Here is a 20831-nt window from a genome sequence, read left to right on the forward strand (position 1 = left end):
GACCTTATATTTAGTTTTTTATAGCTAAGCCTCTATCCATCCCTCAATCATAGCCATCAAAATGTTAACTAAGGGATGGTCTATGGCTTCCTTTAAAGCTTCTACTCCTCCTGATTTAAGAGCATTGATAACCTTAGCTTTGAGGGTAGGGTTATTCTTTATTTCCTCAGCAGCCCTCGCTACAACTGTTAACTTCTCAATCTCAGTACTAGTGGGATTACTCTGAGATAGTTGCTCCAGAAGTTGCTGGATTTCTGCTGCTGCTTCCGTTAGATTTTTGTCAGGTGCTTCGTAGTTATTTTGCTTAGCATTGCTTTCCTGACTACTAACATATTCACCTTTTTCGACATAGTTAGCACCAATGTTAAACTTGGCATTAGACTGATTACGCATGTCAATATTATCAATTCTAGTAGTTTCTTTATCTGCCATTGTTTTAACAATTCCTAGTAATTCAGTATTTTCTTCACGTTTATCTTTGATTTCTTGACGTTTATCTTTGATTTGTTCATATAAAAACTTTATCTCTATATCTTTAGCCTCTAACATTGGCTTGTATTTTGCCCAAAATTTTCGCTCGTATTCAGCTTCATCAACTTTGTCAGGGACTTTGACACGAATAACAAAAGCACCGTCACCTTTATTTTCCATTGTCTGTATGACTGGTAGCTCTTCTGTATGGCTTGTATCGCTTTCCACTCGAAGCTCCTGAAAAGTTTTCAGAAAAGTCTGCCAGTCGATACCATCTTTAAAAATTAAATCAACAGTATTAGGAATTTTATGAGCTAATTTAGCAAATTCCCCTGGTTCAAAGTTTCTCTCTTGGTCAGCAGGACGACGTTTAGGGTCTGGATCATTTTTACTAGGTAGTTTCAGGAAAATATAATCGCAATCAATTTCAAGTAGTTTAGTAGTATTGCTGATTCCCCAATCTTCGATATACGCTCCCGTTAAGGTGGCTCCGGTTAAATCTGCTCCTTCTAGTAACGTTTGAACTAACTTAGCTCTGGATAAATTAGCATTTTCTAAGTTAGCTCGGTTTAAGTCTGTTCCAATGAAGCTAGCATCTTGTAGATTAGCTCCCTTTAAATTAATACCTCTTAAGTCGAGGCCATCCCAGTTTTTATCTTGTCCCTCTCCAGTTATCAGCAATTGTCTAACTTTTTGATCTTGAAGGTAGCTTGTTCCTAGTCTAGCTCGGTCAAGCTTAGCAGTATTTTGCCAACACGTACGAGTGAGAGTAGCCTTTGTTAAATCTGTACTTTTGAGGATGGCTCCCGTAAAATCGGCATCGGTTAGGTCCGCATTGTAAAAACTGGTACCTTTTATAGCAGCCAAATCAATAGCAATACTCAGAATCGAGGCATCTCGGGGATCCCCTTTTAGAGCACGCCAGCCCAGATAAGTACCAAGTAAACCTACAGCTACAGCTACAGCTAAGGCTCCGGCTCCGGCTAAGGCTCCGGCTAAAAGTACGGCTACCTGAAAGGTTACGGCTCCGGCTACGTCTCCGGCTACGGCTCTGGCTCCGGCTACGGCTCCGGCGAAGAGTATGGCTCCGGCGAAAACTACGACTACGGCTAAGGCTAGGGCTCCGGCTAAGTCTTCGGCTCCGGTTAAGGCTCCGGCTCCGGCGAAGATTCCGGCTAAGGCTAAGGCTACGGCTAAGGATCCTCGGATACCTTGACGAATGATAATAGCAAATAAGACAATTATTACAAATAAAATCATCCAACTGTAACCTTGCTCTGCCACGTCGTTAGAGCTAAATATTGGCTCTACTAATTCCCCACCAAATACGCTGGTAATTCCTGATACTCCTGAGATTACCCATGAAAGCAATAGAAGAACAATTACCCACCGTTTTTGTAATCCGGCCTTCGCCTTACAGAACTGAGTTTCCCTTAAAATAGCATTCTTAAAATTAGCCCCTCTAATATCAGCTTCACTAAAATCTGCACCTGAAAGGTCTTCCCCCTGGAATGACTCACCTCTAAGATTTTTCCTACGGAAATCCCTTTCTCCTGCTGTATATAGTCTCAGAACTTCTTTAGCTTTCATCAGCGATCATCATATATACGAAAGGGAACAGGGAGTAAGGAGTAGGGAACAAAAATTATCACAATTCATTTGATGTTGAAGTGAATGTTGCATCGCTTCTTAGTACAGATTACAGTCAATAAATCAGGATTCCGGAAATATTTACGTGTGAATAAATAAGCTATGGCACATAGGCTCCCTCACAACCCTGCTACCGTCCTGCCCTTGCAATCAGCTTTGCTGCGCTAAAAGCGATTGCATCTATACTAGGGAAGTTTAGTTTTAGTAAAAAACTACAATAAGCAGTTTTTGTCAATAAACTAGCAATATTTCTTAATAAACACAATAAAGCAGTGTTTATTAACCTACAAACTGTTTCAGAAAGACATCCAGGAATAGGTTGTTGTAGCTGAAACCGATTTCTACCGTTGCGATGAAGCGAAGCGTGACCTAAGGTCAATCGCCTTTGGCTGCGCGTAGCGCATCGCACCATTACCTTGAAACCTTACTCTTTTACTTCAGCATAGCTGCCTTCGATAAACTTTTATTATGGATATTCAACCGGACTTGATATGAATGCTTACAAGCAACTCAAGGAAATATAGCGCTTTGTTACCTAATCAGGTACACATAATTTTTTCTCTCTTCCCTCTTCTGACTTTACTGCTCCCTACTCCCTAACACCAACAAATTTTTACCTCACCTAATTTAAAACCGCTATATTAACCTGCTATACTTAAGTATAAATGAGGAAAAAACAGTGAACTCTATCCCTATCAAGCAATTTAAAACTAACATCCAAGACTTTATTAAACAAGTCATCAATCACCATACTACCCTCAAAATAACCGATCCCAATCAGGGATACTTTATTATTATTAGTGCCGAAGATTTGGAACAACAACAAGAAACCTTGTATGTATTACAAAATAGCCATTTAATGGAACAGATTAACCATTCTCAAGCTACCCATACCCAAAATAAAGGCTACTCTCCCAATCAGGAAGAACTAGATGATATCCTTAGTATTTGAGGGCAAAACTTGGTAAAATTACGAAGAACTTCGTAAAAAAGACAAAAAACTCCATCAAACCCTTTGTAAAATCATCAAAGAAATGCTGAGAGACGATCCCGCTAAAGGAATGGGAAAACCTGAACCGTTAAAACATAATTTATCGGGGTTGTGGTCAAGAATAATTTCTCAAAAAGATCGCCTTATTTACAAATTTGATGATAACTATGTTTATATTTTTGCAATAGGTGGTCATTACGATCAATTTAATTGATTTTAGTTCATGTAGGGTGGGCAGTGCTTGATACAAATCAGCTGACAAAGCCCGTTACTAGGCACTGCCCACCATAGGTGTAGCCCCAATCATAAGCTGATAGCTGATAGCTGTTCGCGTAGCGTGCGCGTAGCGCTTAAGCTGATAGCTGATAGCTGATAGCTGTTCGCGTAGCGTGCGCGTAGCGCTTAAGCTGATAGCTGATAGCTGATAGCTGTTCGCGTAGCGTGCGCGTAGCGCTTAAGCTGATAGCTTACAAAAAAAAATAGCCGTAGAAATACTATCCACGGCTATTTCAATACTGTAAACGCAATTGTCTTGTCTATCAGTTTCCGAATCAATCCGGATGTGATCCTACCGGACCAGACCGGGGGGGAAACCCCCCCATAAATTTAACCTATTAACGCCAAGTTTGATACTTGGTTGCAAAACTAATTACTTGCCCCGGAATGCCCGTCGGTTGCAAAGGGCTCCAGTCGGAAACCGACCCATACCCGAGTGCGCAAAGGCCGTAAATAGTTTTGGTTACTGCTTCAGGAGAGCCCTTAATGTACTTAATACGTTGTTTCTTGGGATTATTGTTGTGATTCGGAATAAATTCTGTAGACATGGCTAAAAAACTTAATTACGTTTACAATGATTATTGTAATGATTATAAAAATGATTGTCAAGGGTTTTGAAAAAAAATTAAGAATGTAGAATTAAGAATGTAGAATTAAGAATTAAGAATTAAGAATTAAGAATTAAGAATTGAGAATTAAGAATTGAGAATTGAGAATTAAGAATTATACATTCGGCCTTCTGCCTTCTAAATTCTACATTCTGGCTTCTGGCTTCTGGCTTCTGCCTTCTAAATTCTGCCTTCTAAATTCTACATTCTACATTCTGGCTTCTGGCTTCTGCCTTCTAAATTCTACATTCTTAATTCTTAATTCTACCTAAACTTCCGAACCTTCAAAATAGCTAGCACTAAGATCCAGCTCTAAACTCCCTTGGACAATAGCAATCAGCTCATTTCCTAGGAATATCCCTGTACCTGACGGTAAACCAATCGGCGATGAATCCAAGCGATAATCACTTTTAGAACCACCAAGTTGAATAACATCCTCGCCAGTATCAAAATCCGTAATCAGAGCATAGTCATCATTCCCTGCTTCATCATACTGAATCACAGTACTTTCAGGGAAAAATTGAGACTTTCCCCCTAGCACTAATCTATCGGCTCCCTCCCCACCACTAAGAGTATCAATACCACTGGTATCAATGACCTTGATAGTAGTAGAGTTACCGTCTTGAGACAAGGAAATACCTCCACCTGTGAGAGTGTCATCCCCTAACCCGCCAGAAATCGAGTCATCTCCACTCAGGCCAGCGATAATGTCGTTACCTTCTCCACCATCAAGAGTATCATTTCCTGTTCCACCTACAAGAATGTCATCACCTTCTCCTCCAGAAAAGGAATTATTACCACTCGTGCTAGTCAGAATGTCATTGCTTCTCTCTTCAGAAATCTGATTTCGATTAAAGCTCCTATTCAACGAAGAAATGCCGACTCTAGGTTCCAAAAAGGAAAGAGGATTAAATTCCTCTAGCTTGATGCCAGACTCAGATCCAGAAAAAAAGCTATCGTCACTGCCATCAAAGAAACTAATTCTAGATAAAATCATCGTTTTTACTCCTTAGTACTTATGTAAGCTATCAGCTATCAGCGTGTCGCGTATCAGCTATTAGCTATTAGCTATTAGCGTGTCGCGTATCAGCTATGGAATAAAAGAGGTAAGCATTCGTTTAATCTGAGTTAAGTCCCAGCGTCGAAGCCTGTGCCACGAAGGAGGTTTATTTTAAGCTGTTCGCGTAGCGTGAGCTTTTAGTTCACGGCTGACCACTGACGGCTGAATGCTTACGTACTTATTTTTTAGTAATCGAACCTAATCCTAATATGTTTCTAATGACGTTTTTAGGATTGCCGTAATAATTGATATTTCCTAACCCAAATACATTAGCAGTAAGCTTTTCAGTTGCATAAACATCTACTTGGGAAGCACCAAATAGGTCAACCTTAGCTTTTGTAGAGGAAAGATTTTTACCATTGACATCAACGGCTCCATATACCTTTAGATATAGCTCTTTCGTATTGCCATATAGTTCAGTCTTGCCGCTACCATTTTTCTCAATCTCTAACCGCTGATTATTGACATTGTAAATTTTCACATAATTAGCGCCATGGCTAGATAGTTGCTCGATATTTTGGCTAGATGCTTTAATTGTTAAGAGGGTTTTAGGAGAAATACTTTTTTCAGGATAAATGAATAGGGTATTATCCCTGACTTCTGTAATAATTAGGGGCAAAATATTATCATCACCGCTAATTTCAAGATTGGTAGTTGGCTGAATAACAATTTCAATGTCATAACTACCACTAACGTCAATCCCAGTAAAGGGGCTAAGTTTTCTGCTTTCCGTTTTCAAAACACTACTACCTTGAACACTCATGGTATTAAGCTGACTAACAACTGGTGCTTTAACTGGCTCAAGCCAAATAGTATCTAACCCACTAACTAAGTTAAACCCACTAACAGCTAATGCTAGGAAAACAGGTATCTTAGATAACATTGTTTTTTTTACTAACCCCCTTTTGCTTAACTTCAGCTACTCCTTAGCTACTCCTTAATTGCCAGGATTCATGTGCTTTATTTGTAAGTAATCAGGTATCAGCTGACTACTGACTGCTGATAACTGACGGCTGAATGCTTACGAATTTTCTACAGGATTAGTCTGGCTTTGCTCCTGTAACCAATTCTGAAATAGAGATTCTAAAATTGCCTCTCTAACTGATTCATTTAGTTCCGTTGGAAACCACTTCTCAACTCTGAGGATATGATAGCCAAGTTTAGTTTGAATCGGTCCGATCACTTCCCCTTCTTTAGCGTCATAAATCCCTTTAGCAATGTCTTGGGAAAGTTCTACTAAAAAGCGAATCCCCACAAAACCGCCATTTTCTTGGGACTGTTTGCCCTTCGAGTGTTCCAGTGCTAAAGCACAGAAAGAAGCGTTGTCATAGCGGAGTGCTTTAACTATTTTCAAAGCCTGGGCTAGGTCAACCACAAGAATTTGAGAGAGGGCGACTCGTCTATAGTTTTCGCGATTGCTAATATAATCACCATCGACAGCTCCTCCAAACAGATGCTCTTTTAATTTCTTCGTCAACAGCTCGACTTTAATGCCTTCAGACCACTCTTCTACAGTAATCTTTTGCTCATAAAACCAAGTATTGGTTTCAGTAACCCCTAGCAACTTGTGCTCTAAACGAAAAGCATCTCCAGCCGCTTGCCATTCCTGATCGGAAACTGTAATACTAAGTTCCTCACACACATCCAAAATCAAGGCATCTTGTTCAGCTAAGCTAGCAATTTCACCAAATTTCCTGGAACGGCGCAGGTAAGCAATAATATCTGCATCCGTGACTGGGGAAGTTTCTACTACTACCGGTTTTTCTAAGGTTTCTGTCGTTTGTGTCATGGCTTTTTGTGATTAATCAATTGTGTAGTTTAACAGTATAAATTCTGTAAGCTATCAGCTATTAGCGTGTCGCGTATCAGCGTGTCGCGTATCAGCTATCAGCAAAAGACCAACGGCTGACAGCTGACGGCTGATAGCTGACCTCTCATCTATAAATAACAACAGGTTCAGGTTGGTAAATCAAGTGTTCAGGTGGAATTTCTTCGATATTGATCCGATTGCGATGTAAATCGCCATAGAGATTGAGATAGTCTACTTCAGCCTGGGTTAGTTTTCCTTTCTGAATGCCTTTGATCGCTGCATCAACTTCTTCACGACAAGTCAAACCTGCCAAGGCAACATCCACACAGTTCTGACTTAAAGAGTAGCGATATAAATCTGGTACTGAAGGTGTCCAGCAGTCTTCTGGTAGATCCTCCGGGGGAGTCCAAAGAACAGTCTGCATTCCAGCTGACTTAAACGTCACAATACCCGGTCGCTGGGGGTCTTCGGGAGCTAGATCCGCAAAGACCTTTTGCTGAGCAGTGCGGTGAGCAACATTATGGCGAACCATGACCACATCTAATAAAGGGCTATTTAGCCACTTTCGGGCAAGATCGTGGTCGTGGAATGACGCACCAATATAGCGCACAGCACCCATTTTTTTGAGACGTTCTGAGGTTTCAAATACTCTTTCTATGGTGCGCTGATAAACTGTATTTGGACCGCGCAGATCGTTAGAAATATTCAAACATTTCTCGAAATTATCCCCATTGTCAGCATCAATCCAGCCCCAAAAAAATATATCAATGTAGTCAATTCCCAAGTCTACAAACTGATCGTATAGATAAGTCAATATGGCATCGGGACTCCTGGTCATGTAAGTTACCGTTGCCAGAACTACCTGCTCTCGAACTGAGGAACCCCTTCCACACAGCTGGCGCAGCGCCCCAGCCATAGAACTGTAGAGATAGTGATGTAGATCGCTGGAGTAGAAAAAGTAGTTGATTCCTTGGTCAAAGGCGTAGAGAGTATCCTCACTAGAAATGTGTCCCCCACCACCTAATCCCAGGCAGCTCACGGTTAAGTCAGTGCGTCCTAGTTTGCGGTAAAAAGGTAAATTTGATTTTGGGAATTTAACTCTAGATTTAACTCTAGCAGAAACCGTGTCTTGAGCAGGGGATGCGGTCAGGGTGCTTGTCAGATCAGTTAGCTTCATAACTCTAACGGAGTATAGATGTCTTCAGATTTGGCATTTAGGTAGCAGTGCTGCAATTCAATCTCCAACAGAGAAAATTCTTGCAGAATTGCTGCCATGCGAGCTTCTGGAGAATCGTCTCCTTTGTGGTGAGCTTCCAATAAGCCATTAGCAACAATTTGACAGCGGTTCATGCCAAAACTTTCTTGGTCAGCAAATTTCTGGTCTGGTTCTTCCGCTAACCCCAATCCTGGCGCTAGGAATTTGGTGAACAGGGGTACTTCTGGCTTAAAATGGGATTGGTGTTCTGTATAAACCTTCCGAAGCACTAACCGCACTGCTTCATAGTCGTTGTTGTCAAAGTAGAGTACTCCTGAGTCGTAGCGGTTGTAATCCTCAGGATTATAGAGAACCTTAAAAGAGAATGGCACCGAGATTTGATTTAACTGTTGCGTCAGGCTACCCATTACCGCCACTGCACCTTCAGCGGTTAAGTTGAAGTAGATGCGGACAATTTCCCCTTCACTATCTGGATGCCCATAGTCATAGGTACCGAGATTACCCACTGCCATATAGAATCCGTTTTGTACTAGATTCGGAGGTAGCAACACCGCAACGTCGTCCCCAACTGCGGGAGATTGTGCTTCTGGTTGTAAATGCTCCTCCGGCTCGATATGTAGAGTTAAACCCCCCTTATTTACTGCCAGAGTGCCATCACTTTCTTGCCTTAGCACCAACCAATCCGGGTCAAAGTAGCCTTCACCGGTATTGCTTTCATCCAATCGCTGGTAGAATTTTAGGTCTATCCCCAGGTAAGTATTGTTTTCTAAATTTTGGTGCAGGGTCAGGTCATCTGAATCGCCATTGAGGGCTAGACCATCTTTTAGCGAACCGTTGTAGTAAAGCCCGTAGAGAAAACTCCGCAGTTGCAAACTCAGATACTTTTTTTGCAAATCTAAGGGCAATTGCCCAAAGCGTTCTACTACCTCAGCTGGAAGTTCCAAGGGTTTGTAATCTCGATGGCGAATAGAGAAGTTGGACTTCTGAATCTCAAGCTGGTTGACAATGTCTTCTAGTGCAGTTCGCAGCTGCTCCGGTACAGCATCTGGCAGTTGATTTGGTAGTGATTCAAGTAATTGCATAGTTTTGTGGTTTGAAAATTGTTATTAGACATCTCCAGAAACTCGGTTTTGACCCAGGCAGTGCAAGGGTTTGAGGTTAATTTTTGGAGATGTCTATTTGTTATAGCAAAGGGAGTAGGGAGTAGGGAGTAGGGAGTAGGGAGTCGGCAGTCGGCAGTCGGCAGTCGGTAACAAAAATTATCACAATTCATTTAGGTACCCTATCTAGCGGTTTCTAGCCAAAAGAGGCACACATGTTTTTTTTACCTGTTCTCTATTGCCTATTGCCTATTGCCTATTCCCTATTGCCTATTCCCTATTCCCTATTCCCTATTCCCTACCAATTTTAAACTTGGTGCAAGATCTGATTAAGACCAATCAGTTCTGATTCCTCGATACCAAAAACTGTTCGGATCGATGCTTCTGGACGGCATAACAAGCTCTTAGCTACTTGAAGCATACAGATCCCTGTATTGCCAAAGGATTTCTGGTACTCAATTATGGACTGGATGGTTTGAATCAAGGCTAGACCAGAAAATTGCATCACCCGCTGCAAAAAATTAGGATAGCGCTCTAAAATTTCTGGAAAGCGATCGCAATAAGTCCGAATCAGGGCAGCTATGGAAGGTTGGATCTGTTCCAGGGGAGTCATAGCTAGATTCAATGCTTCTTCAATATCAATCGACTTACTAACCGCCAGACTACTTAGCCAGATGGTCAGGTAACTGGTGATAATTGAGCCTAAATCAAAGGCTGGGTCTCCCCAACTAGAGCGCTCCCAGTCAATTAGTCTAAGTCGAACGATGCCATCTGACTCTGGGGCTGACGTTGCTTGCTCCCAATCGTTGGGTAAAAGGATATTGTTCAACTTCAGGTCATTGTGAACCAGACAACAAGCATCGAAACTATTACTCAGTTTAGCGATCGCTTTTCCGAGGCTATCGTAGCGCTGATACAGGGCAAAGAATTTCAGACCATCTACGGGTACTTGACTAAATATTTCCGGACCAATCCGTTCCAAATCCTTACTCAGATTCTGAGCCTGATCAGGGGATGGCTCTGCTGATTTTTCCGAGAAAAAGTCCTGATAGTCCTGACCACCCAAGGTTGCACGATGAATACTAGCTACCATGGCTCCAATTGAGCTAGCGATCGCTTTCGGAAAGACATTCTCCTTACCGTAGAACTCGCTTAGGTCTTGATAGTCACTCAGGTAGTTAAAAACAATAATGGAATTATCTGGATCGAAATGGAGAACCTCAGGTAGCCAAGACCCCAGGTGACTCACCTCTGGAAATTGTCGTAAAAACTCTTGAGAGCGCCATTCCTTCAAAAACTCACCTACGGTTTCACCGTCTTGGTGGTAAGGCTCTTGTTTAACTAGGAGCTTACGACCTTCTGGTAAGGTCAGGAGCAAATTAAAGTTCTTCGCAGGCTTTGGTTCAATTTTACCCAGACTTTTTTCCTGTTCAGTACAGATTCCCTGGTCAATCAGGTACTCGAAAACATTTTTAAAACTTAATAAAAATGGCATAGTTATTTTAAAGAAAAAATTAACAAAAAAAATAATGGCTGACAGCTGACGGCTGACAGCTGATAGCTGATAGCTGATAGCTGATACCATCCTTAATTATTTATCTTTAGTTATTCAGCCCAAAAAGTCAATAGAATCAGCTTTAATTTTTGGACATAACGTCTTGATTAAGGTCTTATGGTTGGGGATTTTTGCAAATAATCAATCGGAGCCACAAGGACTCCGATTGAACTGATATCTTGGGTAAGCATTCAGCTATCAGCTATCAGCTTATAGCAATTCTCATAGCTATGAGGTACACAATTTCGGGATTTTAGGTAATAGGTAATAGGTAATAGGGATGCGCTGCATCTTCAGGTGCGACCCGAAGGTGCGCGCCTCCTAGGCCGGGTTCCCCGGCCTAGGAGTTAGTGCTAAATTAACATCAATAGCTTCTTAAGCTTATTATAGCGTTAATTCAACGTAAAATTGACTTGGTCAATTTGATCGCTGAAAAGCAGTGCCTGAGAAAGTTTCAAGTTTTTGGAGAGGTCTATAATCTAGGGGCCCGGGCGCGGGAAGTGTGGGGAGTGTGGGGCCCGGGCGCGGGGAGTGTGGGAGATGGGGGAGATTTTGATTAAGGGTAATCATCCTGATCTGATATCAGCCCTCAGCTACTTTAGGGTAAGTTAGGGGAAGGGAATTGGGTGGTAACCCACCACCTGGTAGCACGGATTTGTGACCAACAGGTGCGATCGCATCCCTGATCTAACCACTGATTCTACACTTAACGCCCATGAATCAAAAACGCATCATTGGTCTAACCGGTGGTATCGCTACGGGAAAAACCACCGTATCGAATTACCTGGCTGATACCTACAGGCTACCAATTTTAGATGCGGATATCTATGCCAGAGAAGCAGTACAACCAGATTCACCAATCCTGAAACAGATTTATCAGCGCTACGGTTTACAAGTGCAGCACAGTGACAGTACCCTGAACCGTAAACGCTTAGGAGAGATAATTTTTAGTAACCCAACTGAGCGACAGTGGTTAGAGCAACAAATCCATCCTTATGTACGCGATCGCTTCCGATCTGAACTCGATACCTTTCTTGATGCAATAGCGAGTGGGGGAAACCCCCAAGACCGCGCTGCATCGCTAGTTGCTCCGACAGTGATATTAGTCATCCCTCTACTATTTGAAGCTAAGATGACAGACTTAGTGACAGAAATCTGGGTAGTCAGCTGCTCACCAGAACAACAGCTCAGACGGATCCAGAAACGCGATCGCATCTCTAAAGAACAAGCTCAAGCCCGGATCAACAGCCAACTCCCCCTCCAGCAAAAAATAGAACTTGCTGATCTAGTTTTAGATAACTCCTCTACCCAAGAAGCTCTAATCCAACAAGTATCTACTGCTCTTGCTACCAATTCATATCATCCCTAACTATTTAGAATTTAGAATTTAGAATTTATTAGAATTCAGAATTTAGAATTTAGAATTTAGAATTTAGAATTTAGAATTTAGAATTTAGAATTTAGAATTTAGAATTATAAGCACCGATCGCAGGATTAATTACCTACTCGCCATCTCTGTAACCCTTACATTGTAAGCCTTTGAGTTTTTTGAAATGTGTAATTAATTTTGTGTACCTGCTTACATTCTACATTCTACATTCTACATTCTGCATTCTACATTCTGCATTCTGCATTCTACATTCTACATTCTAAATTATGCATTCTACATTCTACATTCTACATTCTAAATTATGCATTCTACATTCTGACAGACAGCCTTAAACCTGCTAACCTAGTTATGGCAAATAAGCTTTCAGAGCCTCTGCTGCCAACTCCGTCATACTTTTCCCTTGGTTAGCAGCAGCTTCCTTAAGACGAGCATGGACTTCTTCGGGAATGCTAATTCGACGGCGATTTTTAGCAGTAGAAGATTTCTTAGCTGAGGATTTCTTACTTGCTAGCTTGGCATCTGGATTAACTATACCGCTACCTAGCTCATAGTTAGCAGAAAATTCCCGAAGGGCATCAAAGCCAATGCGATCGCAAAAATCCCCAAAACTCTCTTCTGGTTTGCGCTCTTGCCGAAACTGCACAAAAATTGGTTCAAAGAAAGATTCCAGCTCACTTTCTGGCATTTTCTGGACATAGGCTCGTGATAACCGAGTTTGATCTGGTGAAGCTCCCAGCCACACTTGATAAGCCTTTGGTGCACTACCGACAAATCCCAACTCTGCGATATACGGTCTAGCACAGCCATTGGGACAACCGGTCATTCGGATCACAAAATATTCCTTCTCTAACCCCAATTTGTCCAGCAGTAACCGAATCCGCTCAACCATGCCAGGGAGCGCCCGTTCTGATTCGGTAATCGCTAAACCACAAGTAGGTAAAGCTGGACAAGCCATGGAGTAGCGCACTAACGGTTCAATTCCTTCTGGAGTAACTTGAATACCGTGCTGTTCGAGAATCTGATTCAGGGTTTGCTGGTGGGTGGGGTCAATCTCATAGAGAATTATATTGTGGTTAGCAGTCAGCCGCATCGGTAGGGCAAATTTCTCAGTAATTTCCCGCAGAGCTGTTTTGAGTCGGAAATCCCCTTCATCTTTGACCCGACCATTCTCAATCGATATCCCCAGGAATAGCTTTCCGTCTCCTTGTTCGTTCCAACCCAAATAATCTTCGTACTTAAATGGGGGTAAGGGCTTAAACGGTGCCAGGGTTTTACCGAAGTAGCTTTCTACTTTTTCCCGAAACCTCTCGACACCCCAATCATTGATTAGGTACTTCATTCTGGCATGACGGCGGTTTACGCGATCGCCATAATCCCGTTGAGTTGCCACAATTGCCTTAACCAAGTCGTAGATATCCTCTTTCTCCACATAGCAGATGTGGTCAGCTAGACGAGCAAAGGTTTCTTCCTTATTGTGGGTACGACCCATACCCCCACCAGCCAGAACATTAAATCCCTCCAGTTCTCCCTGGTCGTTGGTAATTACCACCAACCCCACATCTTGGGTATAGATATCAATCGAGTTATCCCCGGGAACCGTTACGGAACACTTAAACTTCCGGGGCATATAGTGTTCCCCGTAGATTGGTTCCTCTTTGTCCTGGAAAATAGTACCATTACCATTGCGCTGCCGTGCTGCTTTCACCTCCGGAGCTTCCTCAGCACTAATTACCTTTTCCCCATCCAGCCAAATCTCGTAATAGGCACCGGTTTGAGGGGTAAGTAAGTCAGCAATCCGATCAGCATACTCCCAAGCATACTGATACTCTGGTCGATTTTTATATGGTGCTGGTGCAGCCATAACATTGCGGTTGAGGTCTCCACAAGCACCCAAGGTTGACCCCATATTGCGGACAATTGCCGCAATTGTCGCTTTCAAATTCTTTTTGAGAATGCCATGAATCTGAAAACCCTGACGGGTAGTTACTCGTAGGGTATGGTTACCATACTCTTCTGACAACTGCTCTAGAGTCAGATAAAGCTCTGGTGGAATAAATCCTCCAGGATTTCGAGTGCGCAGCATGAACTGATAGTCTTTTTCCTGACCCTTGACCCGGTTATCTCGGTTGTCTTGCTGGTAAGACCCGTGAAACTTAAGAACTTGAATAGCGTCTTCTGTAAAATGAGTAGTATCCTGTAGCAATTCAGTTGCCACCGGCTCACGCAAGAAGTTACTGCGTTCTTTAATTCCTTCAATCTTAGAGGGTTTGCGGGCTTTAGGAGTCTGAGATACAACCATTGGTTCGACGGATCTAAAAAGATGAATAAGTATAATTCCCGATAAATCGCTCGGGATTACGGTTAATGATTAGATCCTAATACTACCGTTGCCCATTGGATCGATAACTTTATAAATCCTAAAATTTATCTAAACCCACTCAGTGTGATTGAAGCAGATACCGGGAAAGAGGAAAGGGAAGAGTTGAAGGAAGGTTGAAGCGAGTAGATTCGCTCAAGCGAGTAGATGCACAAGAGGATTGTTGTCACCTCAGTTGAAGTATTTGACACTTTATACTTCATCCTTTATACTTCATCCTTCATCCTTCATCCTTCATCCTTCATCCTTCATCCTTCATCCTTTCCCTTTGACAATGGACATACTAAGTTTAGAAACGATAGCCTGCACCCAATTGAACACTGACAGACTCACCTGAACTATTTTCGTAAGCGTTAAGACCTACCTTAGTATTACCGTAAACCAAAACATCCTTAGCAATTTGGCTTTCAGCACCCAAGCCAAGCACCCAAGCATCTTGATTACCTATGGGTGTATTGTCTCCGTCATCTTCCACAAAAGAGTAACCAACACTAGCAAAAACATTAGTATTTTTGGCTACGCCTAGGTCAAAAGAAACACTAGGAATAATCGCGGTATTATCATCATTGAAAATAACATCACCACGTAGAGAAACGGGAAGCTTTGAAGTTGTCAGACGAGTTGTAATATTACCACCAATATTTTGGTCATTCCCTTGTCCATCACTAGTTACACCGGCGGCCAGACCAACGCCAATGTAGCTAGCATCTGTACCTTTGACGCTGAGATCATCTGCTCCTGGATTAGCTGAAGCCATACTATTTCCTAGTAAAACGGGAGCAATTGTTGTAGCGGCCAAAGTAGAAATGGTGAAAATAGATTTCAGTAAACCTTGCATTGTTTATTTCCTCAAATTCGTTAATTTTTTGTTCCTTTCTCTACAAGTCGTTGGGAATAAACAAAAGGTTCCTCAGGTTCTAAAAAAAAATCTAAATACTTGAAAGCCTTGAGATGACTTGAATCTGGCTAATCCGGATATAACTATAAAAAATTTGGCTTAGTTTTAGACGGCTTAATTAGTTGATACTCTTTAAAAGAGAGTCGGTTGTATCAATTAATTGAATGTCTGTGTTTTCTTAGTGGACTGTTTAGCAGGTGTCACAGATTGTAAGCATTTAGCTATCAGCTATCAGTTATCAGCGATCAGCGATCAGCCCTCAGGGATCAGCCCTCAGGGATCAGGGATCAGGGATCAGCGATCAGGGATCAGCGATCAGCGATCAGCCCTCAGGGATCAGGGATCAGCGATCAGCCATTCCCATAGCGTGGCCATTCCCGTAGCGTGGCCAAAGGCCAAGGCTGACTGCTGACTGCTGATTGCTGATTGCTGAATGCTTACGTCTAATCTTGTTTGATACCAACCATGCTATATCCGGCAATGGTAGACAGAGGCACCTGGTAAAAATATTGACGTCGGAACTGTTCTTCCTCAATGGCAGCAAAAAATATTGCGTTCGCGCAGCGTGCGCGTAGCGCAATCGCATCATTCCCAGCAACATTCGTCCGCTCGCGTAGCGTGGCCAACGGCCAATCGGAAGACCACTCTTTTGGATGGCAGCTTATTTGTACCCCCGAGTCCTGGTAAGAAACCTCAAAACCAATCACTGATAGAGCATTCAGTCCTAACTCAACAGTGCGATCGCTTAAATCCAACTTCTCCTGCAATTGCACCAAAGTAGCCCATTGACCGGTGCGACTTAGGAACTTAGCAATTCCTAGCAACTTTTTCCAGGTGTCTTGGGCAGATAGTTGTTGAGGCCGTGGATATGCGATCGCTAATTGTCGTTCTGCCTGTATCGCTCTCCTACACCATACTTGTAACTCATCCCAACTCGTCGGACACTCATAAACCATTAGAGGACTTAAACCTTGCCGGTTAGGAGGTTGAAGGTTAGGAGGTTGAAGGTTAGGAGGTTGAAGGTTATCAGGTTGAAAGTTATCAGGTTGAAGGTTAGGAGGTTGAAGGTTAGGAGGTTGAAAGTTATCAGGTTGAAGGTTAGGAGGTTGAAGGTTAGGAGGTTGAAGGTTAGGAGGTTGAAAGTTATCAGGTTGAAGGTTAGTAGGTTGAAGGTTAGGAGGTTGAAGGTTAGTAGGTTGAAGGTTAGGAGGTTGAAGGTTAGTAGGTTGTTCGCGAACAACCTTCAACCTGCCAACATGTAACTCTTGAGAACATTCAACCTTCAACTTGCCAACATGTAACTCTTGAGAGCCAACACCCTTCAACCGGCCAACCTCTAACTCTTGTCCCCGCCAATCTAAAATCCAATCCAGCTGATTAGAGACCTGGAAACAAGATTGGAAAAAATCATTTTCTTGGCAAGGTTGCACAGCAACGAGGCGCACTTCTGGACGTTTTTCATAATTATTATAGTCTAATTCCACAACAGCATTACATCTAACTTTAGGGACTTCATCCTGATAATGTCCCCACCAAATTCCAGGAAAACCCATACTCGTAGAGTCATCCCAAATTTCAAATTTAGTTTTGATATACTGTACTTTTCGCCCTCTCAAATCCTTAGAGTTACGATTCAAAACCTGTTCAAACCAACAGTTTTTAATCAGCAATTTTGGCACAGGATTACCCATCCCACAAGGTTCCAGATGTTTCAATTCATCAAATAGTGCTTTCCCCAACTCAGCAACCTTAACCACCAAATCCGCTTCCATGGCTGGCATCATCAAAGCACCCGTCGTCCCTAGTTTTTGTGCCAACTGCTGGTTAATCGCTTCCCTAAATAAAGGAATATTATCCACTGGCAAACTCAACCCAGCCGCAAAAGGATGACCTCCGAAGCGATGCAACAAATGAGCTTGGGAATTGACTAATTCATAAAGATCAATATTATTAACAGAACGAGCCGAACCCCGTGCTATACTATAGGAGTGTTTATCCTCTAAACCTGCTTCTACCAGTTTGCTTTCTCTATCGCTACTTTCAGTACTTAATAAAACTGTACTTAACAAAATCGTCGGGCGTCCATATTCCTGAGCAATTTGACCTGCCACTAAGCCTAAAACACCAACTGGCCATTGGGGATCTTCTAGGACAATCACATTAGTAGTAGACAGATCAAGTTGGGCAAGTTTATCCTTAACTTGCTTAGTAATATCTTTTTGTAAAGACATACGGCGGGTATTAGCTAGTTCCGTCTCTAAAGCCAGTTGCTCACAACGTTTCTCATCCTTACTAGTCAGTAACTCAACACAAAATGAAGCATCCCCTTGAATCCGACTTACAGCATTAATTCTCGGGCCAAGTCCAAAAGAAATATCCGTCGGGCGATCGCCACTGCGTTTACACAACTGTAACAATCGCGCTATACCAGGACGAGAGCGAGTTTTCAGTTGCTGCTTCAGTTGTTCAATTCCCCGTTGTGCCAGGTAACGACAATCTCCAGATAATTCCACTAAATCCGCAATTAGACCAATTGCCACCAAATCCAGCAACCCCTCTAACCGTTGTTGGGGAATATTAGGTAAAACCTGATACATCGCTTCCACTAACTTATACGCCACCGCCACCCCAGACAAATGAAATAAAGGGTGAGTTTCAGCAAAATAGCGAGAATTGATCATAGAAACTACTGGCGGACGGTCATCTGGTAGAGTATGGTGGTCAGTGATAATCACATCCATTCCCAACTGGTGAGCATAATCAATTTCCCTCAGATTCGTGCTGCCAGTATCGCAGGTAACGATAAGTTTCACCCCAGAAGCGTTCAGTTGGTCAATTCCTGGACAATTCAAACCATGGGATTCCGTCAGGCGATTGGGAATGTAGTAACTTAGCTGTTGGTGCTGCCAGAAAAATTGTCCCAGTCCTTCCCATAGGACACTAGTAGCCGTGATTCCATCAGCATCAAAGTCCCCCCATATGGCAACCTTTGCCCCAGCCTCACGGGCTTGGAGTAGGCGTTTTACTGCCCATTTCATTTCCTGTCCAAAATCAAAAGGGCTGGTAGGTTGATACAAATCTGGGTTGAGGAAACCAGCTAGTTGTCTCTCCTCTCGTATTCCCCGTTGCCACAGCAGTTGAGCAGCATAATCTCCCGAATAGCCCTTAGTATGGGATTTGACAGCTTCGATGAACCACTGAGGAATTTCCGGTGGCGCTAGGACTTGCCATTGGGATTGGGACATGGATTGGGACATGGATTCTGACATGGATTCGGACATGAAGCTGATTTGCGATCGCTTATAGTTAGTCGAGTTAGTACAAGAATACTAACTTAATCAGAGCGACCCATAACCAACTTGATCTAGAACTCAGGAATCAGAATAAATTATTTCCCAGTTAATTAGTCATTAATCAGAGTTTGATCAGCAATTGCGGTTAATTCTGGATTATCACCATAAATTCTGGAGTCTTCTGATCACTTGCTGTAATTGAGTCTCCTGTCTCCTGTTTCCTCAAAAAAACAGCCAACTTCTGACATCGAACTGAGGTAGTAGAAGAATGGTGAAGAAGATATAAAAAAACCTGGGAGAAGAAAAATCTTCTGCCCAAGCAACACATAAAGGAAGAAAAATCATGGGGTAAGAAGAACTTTCTACCCAAACAAAAATCCCCCATCGTCTGTCCAGGACGATGGTCAATGAAGTGTAGTATACCACAAAAATGATTTTTTGACACCTCAAAAGTCTTTTTTGTCGGTTTTGTCTGTCCCAACAGCAAGCTATTGCGAATCCTCAACAGAGCCGAGTAACCCATCGGTCTCACCAGCACAATAGTTTCTCCACCCCAAGAGCAAGCTATTGCGAATCCTCAACAGAGCCGAGTAACCCATCAGTCTCACCAACACAATAGTTTCTCCACACGATGACAGTTCTTTCCATTACCAAAAATACCTATATGTCTTGATGCAGTGGCTACTTTCTTGCCTCTTGCCTTTCCCAAGCGCGACTATGTTTACATCTCTTATAAAAATCCTATAGATACTCCTTAAAAGGATGTGCCAATATGCCCAGTATCAGATCAATTTCCTTAATATAATAGTCATCCAAATCAATAAACACCAATTGATTCACCAACTTGAGAAACTTCCAATTCGTCCCAGTAGTCACAGCTCCATAGATAGCATCAATATCCTGATCCTGTTGTTGATTAAATCTCTGAGCCGCTACCATTTCCGCAATGCACTGTCCTAATCCCCCCTTAATATTTTCATTTTTTGCCTCTACTAGAGTGACAACTGGTGTCCGAATTTCATACATTTCCTTAGAAGCAGTAAGAAGATAATCACAGTATCCATTTAATCCACTTCCTTTATCGACATTAAACTCAGTGCCAGAAAAAAAACCGATTTTGAAATCAAGCAGACGGCGCACTTCCAGTAAAACCGGAGCAATAACTAACTCAGAACGAGCTTTTTCGGTATTTATAGCATTCGTGATCGGCAAATTTTCTTTAAGCGTCGTTTTCAAGTGATCACTGGGCTCGATAGGAGCAATATCATTAAATATAGTATTCCCCTCATCAACAATGAGATTAAACGTCGTTTCGACTTTGTAGATGGTTGTAAAATCACTATATGCCATGATCTTTATTTATCATGTCTCCTATAGCCATTCTAAATCAAGGAAATATAAATTCATCCTTCATCCTTCATAAAAAATCGGTCAAGTCTTGGTTAACCCCAATCATTGACCGAATAAATTAACAAAAATTCCACCAGTACAGCTTAGCTGTATCTACATCCACCAGTGGTGGACACAGAAATATTACACTTTACTGATTATCCCCCATTCTAGCCAAGGATTCAATCCCTGGCAAATTGCTATCTTAATCGAGTAGCAGATATCGAATCAACATACTGATCACCTCACCACAATTTCCAGTAGGTTGGGGTGTACTCCATTCATTCAGCGACCCGTAACCCAGGGAATAAAGTGTGTAAATTATCACCGGAACTGCGCTCGCAGAACCAATCAGTATATATTTGATTTGCTGCCGTACTGTACCTGTATTGCTAGGAATTTTATCAAGCATAATCTTGTTAAGATTTTCGTCAATCTGGATCAGTCAAGAACGTTGGCAAACATTAACAGATGAACAGCTAGTAACTTTTCCCAATATTTGTCCTGATTTTGTAGTGGAGTTACGATCTAGTTCAGATACTCTTAAATCTTGGCAAGATAAGATGGTTGAGTATATCGAAAATGGTGCTAATTTAGGCTGGTTAATCAATCCCCAACAACGCCAAGTTGAAGTTTATCGACGGGGTTTAACAGTAGAAATATTAGATAATCCTGTTGAGTTGTCTGGTCAGGAGGTTTTACCAGGTTTTTTCTTGGATTTGCATCGGATTTGGGATTGACCAATAC

At 42.2% G+C, this 20831-nt stretch carries 16 protein-coding genes and 2 pseudogenes; 4 read left to right on the plus strand and 14 right to left on the minus strand.

Translation table 11 applies throughout. From position 1 onward, the window contains the following. Positions 1–24: 24 nt before the first annotated feature. Positions 25–2061, minus strand: coding sequence for a pentapeptide repeat-containing protein (locus tag F6K64_RS16210; RefSeq protein WP_287265824.1), 2037 nt, complete (start codon positions 2059–2061; stop codon positions 25–27). A 739-nt stretch (positions 2062–2800) separates the two neighbouring features. Between F6K64_RS16210 and F6K64_RS16215 the strand changes: the two genes are divergently transcribed. Together F6K64_RS16215 and F6K64_RS16220 are read left to right on the plus strand one after the other, a co-directional pair. Continuing rightward, on the plus strand, positions 2801–3073 hold the full coding sequence (locus tag F6K64_RS16215) for a type II toxin-antitoxin system Phd/YefM family antitoxin (protein WP_008191289.1): 273 nt from the start codon (positions 2801–2803) through the stop codon (positions 3071–3073). Then, positions 3054–3326: pseudogene (locus tag F6K64_RS16220) on the plus strand (Txe/YoeB family addiction module toxin). Before F6K64_RS16215 ends, F6K64_RS16220 begins: the two are co-directional and overlap by 20 nt. A gap of 400 nt (positions 3327–3726) precedes the next feature. Here the strand turns inward: F6K64_RS16220 and F6K64_RS16225 are convergent. The 8 genes from F6K64_RS16225 to F6K64_RS16260 form a co-directional block, all read right to left on the minus strand. Then, positions 3727–3936: a hypothetical protein gene (locus tag F6K64_RS16225; RefSeq protein WP_071986988.1), complete on the minus strand. Its 210-nt coding sequence runs from the start codon at positions 3934–3936 to the stop codon at positions 3727–3729. A gap of 328 nt (positions 3937–4264) precedes the next feature. Continuing rightward, the gene (locus tag F6K64_RS16230; RefSeq protein WP_287256585.1) at positions 4265–4993 is read right to left on the minus strand and encodes a calcium-binding protein; all 729 of its coding nucleotides are present in this window, start codon (positions 4991–4993) and stop codon (positions 4265–4267) included. A gap of 241 nt (positions 4994–5234) precedes the next feature. Continuing rightward, the gene (locus tag F6K64_RS16235) at positions 5235–5939 is read right to left on the minus strand and encodes a head GIN domain-containing protein (protein ID WP_287265826.1); all 705 of its coding nucleotides are present in this window, start codon (positions 5937–5939) and stop codon (positions 5235–5237) included. Positions 5940–6077: 138 nt separating this feature from the next. Further along, on the minus strand, positions 6078–6845 hold the full coding sequence (locus F6K64_RS16240; RefSeq protein ID WP_287265827.1) for a peptidylprolyl isomerase: 768 nt from the start codon (positions 6843–6845) through the stop codon (positions 6078–6080). A 145-nt stretch (positions 6846–6990) separates the two neighbouring features. Next, positions 6991–8043 (minus strand): aldo/keto reductase, encoded by a 1053-nt coding sequence (locus tag F6K64_RS16245; RefSeq protein ID WP_287265828.1) that lies wholly within the window; start codon positions 8041–8043, stop codon positions 6991–6993. Then, on the minus strand, positions 8040–9164 hold the full coding sequence (locus tag F6K64_RS16250; protein WP_287254504.1) for a T3SS effector HopA1 family protein: 1125 nt from the start codon (positions 9162–9164) through the stop codon (positions 8040–8042). The genes F6K64_RS16245 and F6K64_RS16250 overlap by 4 nt, the downstream gene beginning before the upstream one ends. Then, the gene (locus F6K64_RS16255) at positions 9095–9355 is read right to left on the minus strand and encodes a hypothetical protein (protein WP_287254502.1); all 261 of its coding nucleotides are present in this window, start codon (positions 9353–9355) and stop codon (positions 9095–9097) included. Before F6K64_RS16255 ends, F6K64_RS16250 begins: the two co-directional genes overlap by 70 nt. Before the next feature lie 134 nt (positions 9356–9489). Next, positions 9490–10677, minus strand: a complete 1188-nt coding sequence (locus F6K64_RS16260) for a phosphotransferase family protein (protein ID WP_287254510.1) — start codon at positions 10675–10677, stop codon at positions 9490–9492. Positions 10678–11452: 775 nt separating this feature from the next. Here F6K64_RS16260 and coaE point away from each other — a divergent pair. Further along, complete coding sequence (gene coaE, locus F6K64_RS16265; RefSeq protein WP_008185972.1) at positions 11453–12106, plus strand: dephospho-CoA kinase; 654 nt, start codon at positions 11453–11455, stop codon at positions 12104–12106. Between the two features lie 367 nt (positions 12107–12473). Here coaE and sir read toward each other — a convergent pair whose 3' ends face one another. The 5 genes from sir to F6K64_RS16290 form a co-directional block, all read right to left on the minus strand. Then, positions 12474–14426 (minus strand): sulfite reductase, ferredoxin dependent, encoded by a 1953-nt coding sequence (gene sir, locus F6K64_RS16270; protein ID WP_008185973.1) that lies wholly within the window; start codon positions 14424–14426, stop codon positions 12474–12476. A gap of 367 nt (positions 14427–14793) precedes the next feature. Then, positions 14794–15342, minus strand: coding sequence for an outer membrane beta-barrel protein (locus F6K64_RS16275; RefSeq protein ID WP_008185975.1), 549 nt, complete (start codon positions 15340–15342; stop codon positions 14794–14796). A 503-nt stretch (positions 15343–15845) separates the two neighbouring features. Next, positions 15846–18647, minus strand: a complete 2802-nt coding sequence (recJ, locus tag F6K64_RS16280; protein WP_008185979.1) for a single-stranded-DNA-specific exonuclease RecJ — start codon at positions 18645–18647, stop codon at positions 15846–15848. A gap of 193 nt (positions 18648–18840) precedes the next feature. Further along, positions 18841–19218 (minus strand): hypothetical protein, encoded by a 378-nt coding sequence (locus F6K64_RS16285; RefSeq protein ID WP_131827086.1) that lies wholly within the window; start codon positions 19216–19218, stop codon positions 18841–18843. A 218-nt stretch (positions 19219–19436) separates the two neighbouring features. Beyond that, positions 19437–20045: a hypothetical protein gene (locus F6K64_RS16290; RefSeq protein WP_008185981.1), complete on the minus strand. Its 609-nt coding sequence runs from the start codon at positions 20043–20045 to the stop codon at positions 19437–19439. Positions 20046–20521: 476 nt separating this feature from the next. On the opposite strand from F6K64_RS16290, the pseudogene F6K64_RS16295 reads away from it, so the two are divergent. Beyond that, a pseudogene (locus tag F6K64_RS16295) lies at positions 20522–20824 on the plus strand (Uma2 family endonuclease); the annotation flags it as partial. Positions 20825–20831 lie beyond the last annotated feature (7 nt).

This window comes from Moorena sp. SIO3A2 (assembly GCF_010672265.1).
GTDB classification, from domain to species: domain Bacteria; phylum Cyanobacteriota; class Cyanobacteriia; order Cyanobacteriales; family Coleofasciculaceae; genus Moorena; species Moorena producens.